This window comes from Mycobacterium sp. PS03-16 (assembly GCF_004570325.1).
Classification (GTDB): Bacteria; Actinomycetota; Actinomycetes; order Mycobacteriales; family Mycobacteriaceae; genus Mycobacterium.
Genome location: NZ_SPQO01000005.1, coordinates 14,911 through 29,291 on the forward strand (window position 1 = coordinate 14,911; position 14,381 = coordinate 29,291).

A 14,381-nucleotide genomic window follows, 5' to 3' on the forward strand; every position below is an offset into this window, starting at 1 on the left:
ACGTGGGATACCGCGAGCTCCCGGTGACCGGGCCGATGCGTCCGCTGGTCGAATGCGGCTGGCTCAGTGACGGTCCCGGCCGGCCGGTGCACGTCCTGCCCGACGGCTGCATGGACCTGATCCGGATGGACGGCCGGGTCGTCGTCGCCGGGCCCGACACCGTCGCCTCCCGGTCCGTCCACGGCGAGGCGCCGGTCGCCGGGCTGCGGTTCCGGCCCGGGGTGCTGCCGCGCCTGCTCGGGGTGCCGGCATCGGCGCTGCGCAATGTGCGGGTGCCGCTGGCCGACGTCGTACGGGTGCCCGAGGCGCCGACGCTGACGGCCTTGGCGCTCACGTTGGCCGCCGATGCGGAGCCGGCGCAGTCGGCGCCGTGGACGCTGGGCGCGCTGCGGCACGTGACCGGCAGGGTGGCGGGTGGGGCATCCGTGGCCGAGGTCGCGGCCGAGCTGGGGCGCTCGCCGCGCACGCTGCAGCGGCAGTGCACCGCGGTGTACGGCTACGGTCCGGCGACGCTGCGGCGGGTGCTGCGGTTCCGCCGCGCGGTGCGGATGCTGCGCGACGGCGTGCCGTATTCGGAAGTGGCGGCCCGCACCGGCTACGCCGACCAGCCGCACCTGCACCGCGAGGTGCGGGCGCTGGCGGGGATGTCGCTGAGTCAGTTGGCCAGCGGCGCGTACAGATCCACCGAGGTGCCGTCGGGATCGGCCACCGTCGCGTAGCGGTGCCCCCAGAATGCGTCGAAGGGGTCGAGCACGCTCGGATGGCCGGCGGCCGTGAGCTTCTCATGCAGGGCGTCGACCGCCGCCGCGGCGTGCAGTTCGAACCCGATCACCACCCGGCCGGCCTGGGTCGGCGGCGTCCAGCCCGGGTGCAGCCCGGCGATGGTCTCCTCGGTGTCGAACGCCAGCTTCCCGCCGCCGGGCAGACCCACCTCGACATGCGGCCCGTCGGCGTCCGGGATCTCCAGGCCGAGCAGGCGGTAGAAGTCCAGGGAGCGATTCAGGTCCTTGGCGACGATCTCGATGGCGGTCGACGTGAGGCGAATATCCATGCCCGCGACGTTAGGCGGGACGCTGCGGTCCGTCGTGAACGAATCGGACACGCGCAGGCCTCAGCCCTCGCGGATCCCGTCGAGCCGCTTGCTGGCCTTCTCGAAACCGTCCACCAGTTCGGCGATGATGTCGGCGACCGGGCGGATCTCGTTCATCCGGCCGACGATCTGGCCCACGGGCATCGAGACGGTGTCGGGGTTGTCCGATTCGTTCATCCGCTGGTGGGCCTCGCTGACGAGGATGTTCTGCAGCGGCATCGGCAGCGGCTCCGGCGCGTCGGGCGCGTCCCACGCCTCGGTCCACTTCGTCTTGAGCAGCCGGGCGGGCTTGCCGGTGTAGATGCGGCGGCGCACCGTATCGCTGGAGGTGGCGCGCAGCATCGCCTCCTGGATCGTGGAGACACCGCTGTCCTTGCGGTGTCCGAGGTCGTACTCCGCGGATGTCAGGAACGCCGACCCCATCCACACACCCGACGCGCCGAGGGCGAGCGCGGCGGCGACCTGCCGTCCGGTGCCGATCCCGCCGGCGGCGAGCACCGGGGCGCGGCCGTCCAGGGCGTCGACGATCTCCGGCCACAGGACCATCGAGCCGATCTCACCGGTGTGCCCGCCGGCCTCGTGGCCTTGGGCAACGACGATGTCGACGCCGTTGTCGACATGTCGTTGGGCATGTTTGGCGCTGCCGGCGAGCGCCGCGACGGGGACGCCCGCTTCGTGGACCTGGTCGATGACGTCCTTGGGCGGTGAGCCGAGCGCGTTGGCGATCAGCTTGATGGGGTGTTTGAGCGCGACCTCGACGTGCGACCGGGCCACCGAGTGCAGCCAACCCAGCACCCCTTCGTTGCGGTCCCCCTCCTCGGGCAGCGGCGGGACGCCGAGGTCGGCCAGCGTCTTGTCGACGAAGTCGCGGTGGCTCTGCGGGATCAGCTTGTTGATGTCGACCGCGGTGCCCTCGGTGGGGATCTTGGCGGGCATCACCACGTCGACGCCGTAGGGCTTGCCATCGGTGTTCTCGTCCATCCAGCACAGGATGTTCTCGAGGTCGTCGGCGTCGTTGAACCGCACACAGCCCAGCACTCCCATGCCGCCGGCGCGGGTGACCGCCGCGGCCACCTTCTCCGAGGGAGTGAACACGAAGATCGGGTAGTCGATGCCGAAGCGGTCACACAGTTCGGTTCTCATGTCTATGCCCCTGCTGCCGCGTGCTTGGCGTGCACCTCGTCGGCGGGGCGCGCCTCGGTCTGATCCTTGGCCCACCGGTAGTCCGGTTTCCCGGCCGGTGAGCGTTTCACCTCGTCGACCAGCCACAGGCTGCGCGGCACCTTGTAGCCGGCGATCTCTTTACGCACGAACGCGTCCAGGTCGGCCAGCGTCGGCCGGGTTCCTTCGCGCGCCTGCACGACGGCGGCCACGCACTGGCCGTAGCGCTCGTCGGGGACTCCGACCACCAGCGCGTCGAACACGTCGGGGTGTCCCTTGAGCGCGGCCTCGACCTCTTCGGGATAGATCTTCTCGCCGCCGGAGTTGATCGACACCGAGCCGCGGCCCAGCATCGTCACCGTGCCGTCCTCCTCCACCTGGGCGTAGTCGCCGGGGATGGCGTAGCGGACGCCGTTGATGGTGCGGAAGGTCTCGGCGGTCTTCTTCTCGTCCTTGTAGTAGCCGACGGGGATGTGGCCGCGCTTGGCGATGATGCCGCGCACCCCGGAGCCCGGCTTGACCTCGTTGCCGTCTTCGTCGAGCACGACGGTGTTCTTGTCGATGGTGACGCGGGGACCGCCGGTGTGCGACTGCCCCTTGGCCACGATGCTGGTCCCGCCGAACCCGGTCTCCGAGGAGCCGATCGAGTCGGTGATGATGCGGTTGGGCAGCAGTTCGAGCAGCTTCTCCTTGATGCTGGTGGAGAACAGCGCCGCGGTGCTGGCCAGCAGGAACAGGCTCGACAGGTCGTACTCGTTTCCGGCGTCCTGATGTTCGAGCAGCGCGTCCAGCAGTGGGCGGGCCATCGCGTCGCCGGTGAAGAACAGCAGGTTGACCTTGTGCTCGTGGATGGTGCGCCACACCTCGTCGGCGTTGAATTCCGGTGCCAGCACCACGGTCTGGCCGGAGAACAGCGACATCCAGGTGGCCGACTGCGTGGCGCCGTGGATCATCGGCGGGATCGGGTAACGCACCATCGGCCCGTTCTCGACCGCCTGCTTGGCCAGGCCGTATTCGTCGGCGATGGGCTCACCGGTCGCGAAGTCGGTGCCCCCGAACAACACCCGGTAGATGTCCTCGTGCCGCCACATCACGCCCTTGGGGAACCCGGTGGTGCCGCCGGTGTAGAGCAGGTAGATGTCGTCCTGGCTGCGCGGGCCGAAGTCCCGCTCGGGGCTGCCCTGCTCGAGCGCCGAATAGAACTCGACGCCGCCGTATTGGCGGAAGTCATCGTCGCTGCCGTCCTCGACCACCAGGACCGTCTTCACATTCGGCGTCTCGGGCAGCACGTTGGCCACCCGGTCGGAGTACCGGCGCTCGTGCACCAGCGCCACCATGTCGGAGTTCTCGAACAGGTACTTCAGTTCGCCCTCGACGTAGCGGAAGTTGACGTTGACCAGAATCGCGCCCGCCTTCACGATGCCCAGCATCGCGATGACGATCTCGATCCGGTTGCGGCAGTAGAGCCCGACCTTGTCGTCCTTCTTGACGCCCTGATCGATCAGGTAGTGCGCCAGGCGGTTGGCCTTCTCCTCGAGTTGGCCGTAGGTCAGCTGTTCGCCGCCGCTGATCAGGGCGACACGGTCAGGCACGGCGTCGATGGCGTGCTCGGCAAGATCGGCGATGTTCAGGGCCACGAGACCTAAACTAGAACGTGTTACATTTCGTGACAAGTCTGTGGCAGCGACGCGGAGAGGCGGACATCTGTGAGTCAACCGGAAAAGGGCCCCGACGCCCTCGTTGAGCAGCGCGGACACACGTTGATCGTGACGCTCAACCGACCGGAGGCACGTAACGCGCTTTCGACCGAGATGCTCTCGATCATGGTGGCCGCATGGGACCGGGTGGACAACGATCCGGAGATCCGCACCTGCATCCTCACCGGAGCGGGCGGCTATTTCTGCGCCGGCATGGACCTCAAGGCCGCGACGGCCAAGCCGCCGGGCGACTCGTTCGCCGACGGCAGCTTCGATCCGTCGCGCATCGACGGACTGCTCAAGGGTCGTCGCCTGACCAAACCGCTGATCGCCGCGGTCGAGGGTCCCGCCATTGCCGGCGGCACCGAGATTCTGCAGGGCACCGACATCCGCATCGCCGGGGAGAGCGCCAAATTCGGAATCTCCGAGGCGAAGTGGAGCCTGTATCCGATGGGTGGGTCGGCGGTGCGTCTGGTGCGGCAGATCCCCTACACCATCGCCTGCGATCTGCTGCTGACCGGACGGCACATCACCGCGGCCGAGGCTTTGTCGTACGGCCTCATCGGTCACGTCGTGCCGGACGGTACCGCGCTGGAGAAGGCGCTGGAGATCGCCGAGGTGATCAACAACAACGGACCGCTCGCCGTGCAGGCGATCCTGCGGTCGATCCGCGAGACCGAGGGGCTGCACGAGAACGACGCATTCAAGATCGACACCAAGATCGGTATCGAGGTGTTCCTGTCCGAGGACGCCAAGGAGGGTCCGCGGGCGTTCAAGGAGAAGCGGGCACCCAACTTCCAGATGAAGTAGGCGCCCCGCAGCGGGGTCTCCCCGCCGAACGTGCGTCTACTGCGATTTTCCGGCCAGATTTCCGCAGTGAGCGCACGTTCGGTGGCGTGTCGGTGCCTGTCGGCACGATGCCCGCATGGCGGAGGATCCGTTCATCGGCAGTGAGGCTCTCGCGGCCGGCCGCCTCACGCCCCATGCCTTGCGCACCCGCTTCCGCGCCGTCTATCCCGATGTCTACGTGAGGCGGGACGTCGAGTGGAATGCGCGCCGGCGCGCGATGGCGGCCTGGTTGTGGACTCGCCGCGACGGCATTGTCGCCGGCCAGTCGGCGGCCGCGCTGCACAAAGCGAAGTGGGTCGACGCGGCTCGGCCGGCAGAGGTGCTGTGGCCCAACCGGCGGCCGCCTCCCGGTGTGCACACCTGGTCGGATCGTGTCGCCGGCGACGAGATTCAGATGATCGACGGCATGCGGGTCACCACCGCCGCCCGCACGGCGCTCGACCTGGCGTGCCGGTATCCGGTGGGGCGCGCGGTCGCGGCGATCGATGCGCTGGCCCGCGCCACGCGGCTGAAGATTCCCGACGTCGACCTGCTGGCCGAACGATACAAGGGCCGCCGCGGTCTCCGGCAGGCCTGCACCGTGTTGGGCCTCGTGGACCCCGGCGCGGAGTCACCGCGGGAGACGTGGTTGCGACTACTTGTCATCCGCGCGGGCTATCCGCCGCCCACGACACAGATCCCGGTGCACGATAGATGGGGAACGCTGGTGGCGGTGGTCGACATGGGTTGGGAGCACCTCAAGGTCGGACTCGACTACGAGGGTGCGCACCACGGCGAACCCAGCCGATACAAGCCAGACATCCGGCGGTACGACGCGCTCACCGACCTCGGCTGGATCGACATCCGGGTCACATCTGAGGACACCGAGGCGCGCATCCTCGATCGCCTGCAACGCGCCTGGGCGTCAGCGTCTAGTCGAGCACTCGCTTCGTCGGGGTGAACACCACCGGCATCGACTCGGGCCCGCTGACGAAGTTCGCCGGCCGCAGCGGCACGTCCGCGTCGTCGGCGAGCCGCAGATCCGGCAGCCGGGCCAGCACCTTGGTCAACATCAGCCGCAACTCCAGGCGGGCCAACTGATTGCCGAGGCAGAAGTGGGTTCCGAAGCCGAACGCCAAGTGGCTGTTCGGTTGCCGGTCGATCCGGAAGTTCTCCGGGTCGCCGAACACGGCCTCGTCGAAGTTCGCCGACTCGAACATCAGCATGAGCTTCTCGCCCGATTTGAGATCGGCACCGTGGAACGAGGTGTCGGCCGTCAACGTGCGGCACATGTTCTTCACCGGAGAGGTCCAGCGCAGCATCTCCTCGATCGCACCCGGCAGCAACTCCACATCCGCGACCAGCCGGTCCCACTGATCCCGATGCCGCAGCACCTGTTCGGTGCCGCCCGAGAGCGTGTGCCGCGTGGTCTCGTCACCGCCGATCAGGATGAGCAGCGTCTCGAAGACGATCTCGTCGTCGCTCATCCGCTGACCCTCGACCTCGGCGTTGACCAGGATCGAGAACAGGTCGTCGGTGGGTTCGGCGCGGCGCTTGGCGATGACGTCCATCGTGAACGCGGTGTAGGCGGCGAAGGTGTCCATCAGCTTCTGGATCACCAGCTCGTCGACGTGCGAGCTCAACCCGCACACCAGATCGTCGGACCAGGTCAGCAGCATCTCGCGTTCGGACGGCAGCACGCCGAGCATGTCGCCGATGACCGCCATCGGCAACGGGGCGGCGATGTCGCGGACGAAGTCGCACTCCCCCCGCTCGCACACCGCGTCGATCAGCGTGTCGCACAGCCGCTCGATCGACGGCACCTTGTCCATCACCCGCTTGCGGGTGAACCCCGAGTTGACGAGCTTGCGCCGCAACAGGTGTGCGGGGTCGTCCATGTCGATCATGTACGGCATCCCCGGCTGGTCGGGCCGGATACCGCCGGTCGACGAGAACAGCTCGGGATTGCGTTCGGCGTCGAGCACCGCCTGATACGTCGCCGCCGCCGCCAGCCCGTTGCGGTCCCGGAACACCGGCTCGTTGGCCCGCATCCACCGGTAGGCCTCGCGCGCGTTGCGGTCGGCGTAGAACGTGCCGTCGGTGAGGTCGACGTCCGGCTTGGTGGACAAGACCTGTGTCATCGAACCTCCTGTGCGTCCCCGAACGTCATCTCGACATTGGCAGATGCCTGGCTGGCGAACGGGCGTTTCGGTAAACCGAGCGCAAGAAGCTCCCTGGCATAGGCGTGGTCACCCAGCCGCAGCCGGGCGCCGCCGAGCCGGACCGACATCCCGGTGTTGCGCATCTCCCACGGGATCTGCCGCGTCACGCCGTCCAGACAGCTGAACGTCGTGAGGACCTGCGGCCGCGAGGTCAGCCGGGACGGGACCGGCACCCCGCGGCTGTACTCGATCCCGGCGATGAACTTCCCCTCGTGGGTGACCTCGAAGTCGAACTTCGGCGTCTCGCGAACGGTGAAGTCGGCCATGATCTTCGGGAAACCCCAGATGCGGCGCCCCGCCTCGAGCGTGAAGCTCTGGTCGACGGGCAGGTGGTGGATGAACGCCGCCGCGGATCCCAGCGCCTTCGGTCCGCGCGCGGTGACGCCGGGCGGGTTGACCATCACCGCGGTGCCGAACTCGTGGTACTGCCCGAGGTCGCCGTCGACGTACCGCACCAGCATGAGCATCGTGACCGCCCGGCCCGGCAGGTACTCGCACACCTGCAACCCGCTGTAGTCGATCATCCGCTGCGCGGCGCGCGCGTCGACGGAGAACATCGCGACGTGGGTATTGGCTTTGCGGATCCGCACCGGCATGGTCAGCACGGTGCCGGCGATGGTGTGTTGCGAGACGGGGCTGGTGGTCACGCGCCAAATCTAGAACGTGTTCTAGACAGATCGCAAGAAGTGTCTACACCAGCGCGGCGAGCTCCCGGACCTGCTCGGCCGAGCGGGCGCTGACCACCATCATCGTGACGCCGGAGGCCTCCCAGACCTTGATCTGCTCCCGCACGTAATCGGCGTCGCCGACGATCGCGGCGTCGTCGACGAGTTCGTCGGGGATCACCTTCGCGGCCTCGTCCTTGCGTCCACTGCGGAACAGCTTCGTGACGTCGTCGACGACCTCCGCGTACCCCATGCGGCGGTAGACGTCGGCGTGGAAGTTGGTGTCCTCGGCGCCCATCCCGCCCATGTAGAGGGCCAGGAAAGGCTTCATCATCTCGAACGTGGCGGGGCGGTCGTCGGTGATGACAACCTGGGCGGTCGCGCAGATCTCGAAATCCTCGCGGGTGCGGCGGGCGCCGGGCTTGGCGAAGCCCTCGTCGAGCCAGGAGTTGTAGGTGCCGGCCATCCGCGGCGTGTAGAAGATCGGCAGCCAGCCGTCGCAGATCTCGGCGGCCAGCGCCACGTTCTTCGGGCCCTCGGCACCCAGCATGACCGGGATGTCGGCGCGCAGCGGATGGGTGATCGGCTTGAGCGGTTTGCCCAGCCCGCTGGTGCCCTCGCCGGTCAGCGGCAGCGGGTAGTGCGGACCGGGACTCGTCACCGGGGCCTCCCGGGCCCACACCTGGCGCAGGATGTTCACGTACTCCCGCGTGCGGGCCAGCGGCTTGGGGAAGCGCTGCCCGTACCAGCCCTCCACCACCTGGGGGCCGGACACCCCGAGGCCCAGGAGGTGGCGGCCGCCGGAGAGGTGGTCGAGGGTCAGCGCGGCCATCGCGCACGCGGTGGGCGTGCGGGCCGACAACTGGATGACCGAGGTGCCCAGCCGCATCCGGGTGGTCGACGCACCGAGCCAGGCCAGTGGGGTGTAGGCGTCCGAACCCCATGCCTCGGCGGTGAACACGGTGTCGAAGCCGGCGTCCTCGGCCGCGGCCACGAGTTCGGCGTGGTTGGCCGGCGGCTGCGCGCCCCAGTAACCGAGCTGGAGTCCAAGCTTCATTCCGTTGCCTCTCTAGCCTGTCTAGACGGTCCCTTGAAACCGTTCTTAGAACCTGTTCTACTCGATGCCGTGACCGCCAGCCAAAGCAGCCCGGCGCTGATCGAGACGCATGAGCCGCCCCTTTCCGCGCCGCTGAAGTTGTCCTTCGACTACACCCGTTCGGTCGGGCCACTGCTCGGCCAGTTCTTCACCGCGCTGCGTGAGAAACGCATCGTCGGCGTACGGGGCTCCGACGGGCGTGTGCTCGTGCCGCCGGCCGAATACGACCCGGTCACCTACGAACGGTTGACGGAGATCGTACCGGTGGCACCCGTCGGAACCGTGGTGTCGTGGACGTGGCAGTCCACGCCGCTCGAGGGTCAGCCGCTGGACCGTCCGTTCGCCTGGGCGCTGATCCAGCTCGACGGCGCCGACACCCCGATGCTGCACGCGGTCGACGCCGGTGAGTCCGGGAACATCAGCACCGGCGCCCGGGTGCACGCGCACTGGGTCGACGAGCCCGAGGGCGCGATCACCGACATCGCGTGGTTCTCGCTCGGTGAGGATGCGGAGCCGGAAGGCCAACCCTCCGATAAGGATCCGGTCACCATGCTGGTGGTGCCGAGCAGCATCGAGATTCAGCACACCGCCTCTGCGCCGGAGAGCACGTTCCTGCGGGCGCTCGAAGAGGGCAAGCTGCTCGGCGGCCGCGCCGGCAAGGACGGGAAGCTGTACTTCCCGCCGCGCGAGGCGGATCCGGCCACCGGCCAGCCCATGACCGAGTTCGTCGAGCTGCCCGACAAGGGCACGGTGACGACGTTCGCGATCATCAACATCCCGTTCGCCGGTCAACGGATCAAACCGCCCTACGTCGCGGCCTACGTGCTGCTCGACGGCGCCGATATCCCGTTCCTGCACCTGGTCACCGAGATCGAGGCCGATCAGGTGCGCATGGGCATGCGCGTGCAGGCGGTGTGGAAGCCCCGCGAGGAGTGGGGCCTGGGCATCGACAACATCAGCCACTTCCGGCCGACCGGTGAGCCGGACGCCGACTACGACACCTACAAGCACCACCTGTAGAGAGAGGTCACACGTGATGACTGGCTCGACTGACATTGCAGTGGTGGGCTTCGCGCACGCGCCGCACGTGCGACGCACCGACGGCACCACCAACGGCGTCGAGATGCTGATGCCGTGTTTCCATCAGCTCTACGACGAGCTGGGTCTGCAGCAGACCGACATCGGCTTCTGGTGCTCCGGGTCGTCGGATTACCCTGCCGGGCGCGCGTTCTCGTTCATCTCGGCGATCGACTCGATCGGCGCCGTGCCGCCGATCAACGAATCGCACGTCGAGATGGACGCGGCGTGGGCGCTGTACGAGGCCTACATCAAGTTGCTCACCGGTGAGGTCGAGACCGCACTGGTGTACGGCTTCGGCAAATCCAGTGCGGGCACGCTGCGCCGGGTACTGGCCCTGCAGACCGATCCCTACACCGTCGCGCCGCTGTGGCCGGATTCGGTGTCGATGGCCGGTCTGCAGGCGCGCATGGGCCTCGACGCCGGTAAGTGGACCGCCGAGGACATGGCGCAGGTGGCGCTGGACTCGTTCGCCGCTGCCGGGCGCACCGACTCCGAGAAGCCGGCGAAGACCATCGAAGAGTTGCTGCAGCGCCCCTATTTCGCCGACCCGCTGCGCCGCCACGACATCGCCCCGATCACCGACGGCGCATCGGCGATCGTGCTCGCCGCCGGTGACAAGGCCCGCGAGCTGCGCGAGAACCCCGCCTGGATCACCGGTTTCGAGCACCGCATCGAGACACCGATCCTGGGCGCACGCGAGCTGACCACCTCACCGTCGACCGCGGCGGCCGCGCAGGTGGCGACCGGCGGCGACGCCGGCTCCATCGACGTCGCGGAGATCTACGCACCGTTCACCCATCAGCACCTCATCCTCAAAGAGGCGATCGGGCTGACCGATTCGACGCGGATCAACCCGTCCGGCGGCACGCTTGCGGCCAATCCCATGTTCTCGGCCGGGCTGGAGCGGATCGGGTTCGCCGCCCGGCACATCTTCGACGGCTCGGCGCAGCGGGTGCTCGCGCACGCCACGAGCGGCCCTGCGCTGCAACAGAACCTCGTCGCCGTGCTGGAAGGGAAATAATCATGGCGGGCCAACTGGCCGCGGTGCTGGGCACCGGGCAGACCAAGTACGTCGCCAAGCGTCAGGACGTGTCGATGGCCGGCCTGGTGCGTGAGGCCATCGACAAGGCACTCGCCGATTCCGGTGCGACGATGGACGACATCGACGCCGTGGTCGTCGGCAAGGCGCCCGACTTCTTCGAGGGCGTCATGATGCCCGAGCTGTTCCTCACCGATGCCGTCGGTGCGACCAACAAGCCGCTGATCCGCGTGCACACCGCCGGGTCGGTGGGCGGGTCGACGGGTGTGGTGGCGGCCAGCTTGGTGCAGTCGGGTAAGTACCGGCGCGTGTTGGCGATGGCGTGGGAGAAGCAGTCGGAATCGAATGCCATGTGGGCGCTGTCGATCCCGGTGCCGTTCACCAAACCGGTCGGCGCGGGGGCGGGCGGCTACTTCGCGCCGCACGTGCGGGCCTACATCCGCCGCTCCGGTGCGCCGGAGCACATCGGCGCGATGGTCGCCGTCAAGGACCGCATCAACGGCGCCAAGAATCCGCTCGCCCATCTGCATCAGCCCGACATCACGCTGGAGAAGGTGTTGTCATCGCAGATGCTGTGGGACCCGATCCGGTTCGACGAGACGTGTCCGTCCAGCGACGGTGCCTGCGCGGTGGTGATCGGCGACGAGGAGACGGCCGATCGCCGCGTCGCCGAGGGGCATCCCGTCGCGTGGATTCATGCGACCGCCCTGCGCACCGAGCCGCTCGCGTTCTCCGGCCGCGACCAGGTCAACCCGCAGGCCGGCCGCGACGCCGCCAAGGCGCTGTGGAAGGCCGCGGGCATCAGCAGCCCGATCGACGAGATCGATGTCGCCGAGATCTACGTGCCGTTCTCGTGGTTCGAACCCATGTGGCTGGAGAACCTCGGCTTCGCCGGTGAGGGCGAGGGCTGGAAGCTGACGGAGGCCGGCGAGACCGCGATCGGGGGACGGCTGCCGGTCAACCCGTCGGGTGGAGTGCTCTCGTCCAACCCGATCGGCGCGTCGGGCATGATCCGGTTCGCCGAGGCCGCGATCCAGGTGATGGGCAAGGCCGGTGACCATCAGGTCGACGGCGCCCGCAAGGCGCTCGGCCATGCGTACGGCGGCGGTTCGCAGTACTACTCGATGTGGGTGGTCGGATCCGACAAGCCCGCGGACAGGCCATGACCATGAAGTACACGGTCAGCATCGCGATGGGCCCCATCGAGGAACTGACCGAGATCGCGAGATGCGCCGAGGAGACCGGCTACGACGCGATCGCGCTGCCGGATTCGCTGTTCTACATGGAGAAGCAGGCGGCCGACTATCCGTACACCCCCGACGGGTCGCGGATGTGGAACGCCGACACCCCGTGGGTGGATCCGCTGATCGCCGCGGCCGCGATGGGCGCGGTCACCTCGACACTGCGGTTCTACACCAACGTGATGAAGCTCGGCTCACGTAATCCGCTGCTGCTGGCCCGCCAGGTCGGATCGGTGGCGAATCTGACGAACAACCGGTTCGGCTTCGGCGTCGGGATCGGCTGGGCGCCCGAAGAGTTCGAGTGGTGCGGGGTGCCGTTCGCCCGGCGCGGCAAGCGCGTCGACGAGATGATCGAGGTCATCAAGATGGTGCTGGCCGGCGGCATGGTCGAGTTCCACGGCGAATTCTTCGAGTTCGACAGGTTGCAGATGAGTCCCGCGCCCTCACAGCCGGTGCCGTTCTACGTGGGCGGGCACACCGACGTCGCGCTGAAGCGCGCGGCGCGGGTGGGTGACGGCTGGACCAGCGCGATGATGACCGGTGAGCAGCTGGCCGAGACCATCGGCAAGATCGAGGCGCTGCGCGCCGAATACGGCCGTGCCGATACACCGTTCGAGTACCAGGCGGTGTGCATCGACAAGTTCGGCGTCGACGGGCACCGGGAACTCGCCGAGGCCGGGGTCACCGACAACATCGTGATCCCCTGGATGTTCGACGGCTTGAGCTTCGACGCGCCGCTGGAGAAGAAGAAGGACTCGATGAAGCGCTTCGCCGACACCTACATCCACTCCGGCTGGCAGGAGAAGTGACCGAGCATCCGGCCTCGGCGGCGGGCCGCCGGTCCCGGGAGGCGGCGATGGCCCACGACAAGCAGGCGTGGCTGGACAACTTCGCCGACGACGCGATCGTCGAGGACCCGATCGGCCCGTCGCATTTCGACCCCGAGGGCAAGGGCCACCGCGGGCGCGACGCGATCGCGGCGTTCTGGGACAAGGCGATCGCGCCCAACAAGCTGCGCTTCGAGTTCGACGACTCGTTCCGCTGCGGCAACGAGGAGGCCAACGTCGGGCGCATCCTCATCACCACCAATGGACTGCGGGTGACGTGCGAGGGCGTGTTCACCTATCGGGTGAACGACGACGGGAAACTAGCGGCGCTGCGGGCGTACTGGGAGCTCGACCGGGCGGCGGCCACCGCGCGCGAGACCTAGCGCGACAACCGGTCGGCGGCCGCGGTGGCCAGGCCGAACGTGACCCGTTTGGCGCGCCGCGTCACATCGGCCATGACCTTCTTCGGGCCGGCCACGGACGTCAGCTCCACCGCGTCACCGGTCGTGACGGCGCCGTCGGCGGCCACCCAGCAGTAGACACCCAGGCAGCGCTGCGCCCGTCCGGCGACCGCGCGGGTGATGCGGCGGTCCACCTCGAGGCCGGGTTGGCTGCGGCTGGGCACCACACAGCGGATCGTCGGCATCGTCACCTCGAGTACCGCGCCGCCGACCGAGAGCCGGCCTCCGGTCCAGTGCGATTCCGGCAGCCCGTCACCGGAATCGTCGAGCGCCAGCAGGATGTTGGGCCGGAACCGGCGCACGTCGACGTCCGCACCGATCTCGGCACCGATCGTGGTGAGGCTGGCCCGGGACATCACATGCACGGGGGCCAGGTCGACGAAGGCGCCCGGCGGGGTCGAATAGCGGGCGAACATGGCCAGATCCGCCATCCGGAACATCGACACATCCGGGAACCGCTCCCCGTCTGCGACACCGAAATCCTTGCGCAGCGCGGCGATCGAGGCGTTCTCCCGCTCGTGTCGGCTCAGCCGGTGCAGGCTGGTGTCGCCCACCGGCGGCAGCGCGGTCAACCGCATCTCCCGCCCGACCAGTTCGGAGAGTTTGGCGTGCACGCCGTCGTCGCTGCTGGACCGGACCGCGCCGTCCGGGAAGGTGATGTGCACCTCGGGGGCGTGCCCGGGCCCGGCGTCGTCCGCGACCGGCCCGGCGTAGTGGGCCGTCGCGCCCAGCAGCGCGGGGATCCGGCGTGCCGTGGCGGTCACGTCGTTCGCCACGTCGCGCACCGCCCACAATCGGTCGCCGTGGACCCCGCGGGCGCCGATCGCGACGCGGTCGACGACCTCGCCGCCCAACGATTTGACGGGATAGCGCCACAACCCGGCGACCTGACCGACACGCATGGGCTCACCGTACGGCGCGGGCGGCCGATCGCGCCGATCTCCTCGAATAGCCGCCCGTCAGGCGGGTATGCC

General features: G+C 68.5%; 15 protein-coding genes. 8 read left to right on the top strand and 7 right to left on the bottom strand.

Annotated features, from left to right (window positions below; translation table 11 throughout):
* Positions 1 to 2 precede the first annotated feature (2 nt).
* Positions 3 to 719 (top strand): AraC family transcriptional regulator, encoded by a 717-nt coding sequence (locus E4P42_RS05785; RefSeq protein ID WP_245233903.1) that lies wholly within the window; start codon positions 3 to 5, stop codon positions 717 to 719.
* Here the strand turns inward: E4P42_RS05785 and E4P42_RS05790 are convergent.
* From E4P42_RS05790 to E4P42_RS05800, 3 genes are read right to left on the bottom strand one after another with little or no spacing between them, the layout of a single operon-like run.
* Positions 656 to 1,051 carry a VOC family protein gene (locus tag E4P42_RS05790; protein ID WP_135123984.1) on the bottom strand — a complete coding sequence of 132 codons (396 nt, stop codon included), beginning with the start codon at positions 1,049 to 1,051 and terminating at the stop codon, positions 656 to 658. The two genes, E4P42_RS05785 and E4P42_RS05790, sit on opposite strands and share 64 nt — an antisense overlap.
* A 60-nt stretch (positions 1,052 to 1,111) precedes the next feature.
* A complete protein-coding gene (locus tag E4P42_RS05795) occupies positions 1,112 to 2,233 on the bottom strand; it encodes a nitronate monooxygenase family protein (protein WP_135123986.1) in 1,122 nt (373 codons plus the stop codon).
* 2 nt (positions 2,234 to 2,235) lie between these two features.
* Positions 2,236 to 3,888, bottom strand: coding sequence for an acyl-CoA synthetase (locus E4P42_RS05800; protein ID WP_135123988.1), 1,653 nt, complete (start codon positions 3,886 to 3,888; stop codon positions 2,236 to 2,238).
* A 69-nt stretch (positions 3,889 to 3,957) separates the two neighbouring features.
* Between E4P42_RS05800 and E4P42_RS05805 the strand changes: the two genes are divergently transcribed.
* Positions 3,958 to 4,758, top strand: a complete 801-nt coding sequence (locus E4P42_RS05805; protein WP_135123990.1) for a crotonase/enoyl-CoA hydratase family protein — start codon at positions 3,958 to 3,960, stop codon at positions 4,756 to 4,758.
* A 115-nt stretch (positions 4,759 to 4,873) separates the two neighbouring features.
* Positions 4,874 to 5,737: a hypothetical protein gene (locus E4P42_RS05810; protein WP_135123992.1), complete on the top strand. Its 864-nt coding sequence runs from the start codon at positions 4,874 to 4,876 to the stop codon at positions 5,735 to 5,737.
* Here the strand turns inward: E4P42_RS05810 and E4P42_RS05815 are convergent.
* The 3 genes from E4P42_RS05815 to E4P42_RS05825 form a co-directional block, all read right to left on the bottom strand.
* Positions 5,709 to 6,905: a cytochrome P450 gene (locus E4P42_RS05815; protein WP_167759383.1), complete on the bottom strand. Its 1,197-nt coding sequence runs from the start codon at positions 6,903 to 6,905 to the stop codon at positions 5,709 to 5,711. The two genes, E4P42_RS05810 and E4P42_RS05815, sit on opposite strands and share 29 nt — an antisense overlap.
* A gap of 8 nt (positions 6,906 to 6,913) precedes the next feature.
* Entirely contained in the window at positions 6,914 to 7,594 is a 681-nt protein-coding gene (locus E4P42_RS05820; protein WP_135124369.1) for an acetoacetate decarboxylase family protein, read from the bottom strand.
* Positions 7,595 to 7,688: 94 nt separating this feature from the next.
* Positions 7,689 to 8,720, bottom strand: a complete 1,032-nt coding sequence (locus E4P42_RS05825) for an LLM class F420-dependent oxidoreductase (RefSeq protein WP_135123996.1) — start codon at positions 8,718 to 8,720, stop codon at positions 7,689 to 7,691.
* 69 nt (positions 8,721 to 8,789) lie between these two features.
* Between E4P42_RS05825 and E4P42_RS05830 the strand changes: the two genes are divergently transcribed.
* The 5 genes from E4P42_RS05830 to E4P42_RS05850 are packed head-to-tail and all read left to right on the top strand — an operon-like array spanning position 8,790 to position 13,329.
* Entirely contained in the window at positions 8,790 to 9,779 is a 990-nt protein-coding gene (locus E4P42_RS05830) for a Zn-ribbon domain-containing OB-fold protein (protein WP_135123998.1), read from the top strand.
* 16 nt (positions 9,780 to 9,795) lie between these two features.
* A complete protein-coding gene (locus E4P42_RS05835) occupies positions 9,796 to 10,860 on the top strand; it encodes a thiolase domain-containing protein (RefSeq protein WP_167759372.1) in 1,065 nt (354 codons plus the stop codon).
* A 2-nt stretch (positions 10,861 to 10,862) separates the two neighbouring features.
* The gene (locus tag E4P42_RS05840; RefSeq protein WP_135124000.1) at positions 10,863 to 12,044 is read left to right on the top strand and encodes a thiolase domain-containing protein; all 1,182 of its coding nucleotides are present in this window, start codon (positions 10,863 to 10,865) and stop codon (positions 12,042 to 12,044) included.
* Between the two features lie 2 nt (positions 12,045 to 12,046).
* The gene (locus E4P42_RS05845) at positions 12,047 to 12,928 is read left to right on the top strand and encodes a TIGR03619 family F420-dependent LLM class oxidoreductase (RefSeq protein WP_135124373.1); all 882 of its coding nucleotides are present in this window, start codon (positions 12,047 to 12,049) and stop codon (positions 12,926 to 12,928) included.
* Entirely contained in the window at positions 12,925 to 13,329 is a 405-nt protein-coding gene (locus E4P42_RS05850; protein WP_135124001.1) for a nuclear transport factor 2 family protein, read from the top strand. Before E4P42_RS05845 ends, E4P42_RS05850 begins: the two co-directional genes overlap by 4 nt.
* Here E4P42_RS05850 and E4P42_RS05855 read toward each other — a convergent pair.
* A complete protein-coding gene (locus tag E4P42_RS05855) occupies positions 13,326 to 14,309 on the bottom strand; it encodes an MOSC domain-containing protein (RefSeq protein WP_209305705.1) in 984 nt (327 codons plus the stop codon). The genes E4P42_RS05850 and E4P42_RS05855 overlap by 4 nt on opposite strands.
* Between the last annotated feature and the right edge of the window lie 72 nt (positions 14,310 to 14,381).

Coding starts and splice junctions, on each gene's coding strand:
- E4P42_RS05790 (WP_135123984.1), bottom strand. CDS start 1,051: ATGGATATTCGCCTCACGTCGACCGCCATCGAGATCGTCGCCAAGGAC.
- E4P42_RS05795 (WP_135123986.1), bottom strand. CDS start 2,233: ATGAGAACCGAACTGTGTGACCGCTTCGGCATCGACTACCCGATCTTC.
- E4P42_RS05810 (WP_135123992.1), top strand. CDS start 4,874: ATGGCGGAGGATCCGTTCATCGGCAGTGAGGCTCTCGCGGCCGGCCGC.
- E4P42_RS05820 (WP_135124369.1), bottom strand. CDS start 7,594: ATGCCGGTGCGGATCCGCAAAGCCAATACCCACGTCGCGATGTTCTCC.
- E4P42_RS05825 (WP_135123996.1), bottom strand. CDS start 8,720: ATGAAGCTTGGACTCCAGCTCGGTTACTGGGGCGCGCAGCCGCCGGCC.
- E4P42_RS05835 (WP_167759372.1), top strand. CDS start 9,796: ATGACTGGCTCGACTGACATTGCAGTGGTGGGCTTCGCGCACGCGCCG.
- E4P42_RS05840 (WP_135124000.1), top strand. CDS start 10,863: ATGGCGGGCCAACTGGCCGCGGTGCTGGGCACCGGGCAGACCAAGTAC.
- E4P42_RS05845 (WP_135124373.1), top strand. CDS start 12,047: ATGAAGTACACGGTCAGCATCGCGATGGGCCCCATCGAGGAACTGACC.
- E4P42_RS05855 (WP_209305705.1), bottom strand. CDS start 14,309: ATGCGTGTCGGTCAGGTCGCCGGGTTGTGGCGCTATCCCGTCAAATCG.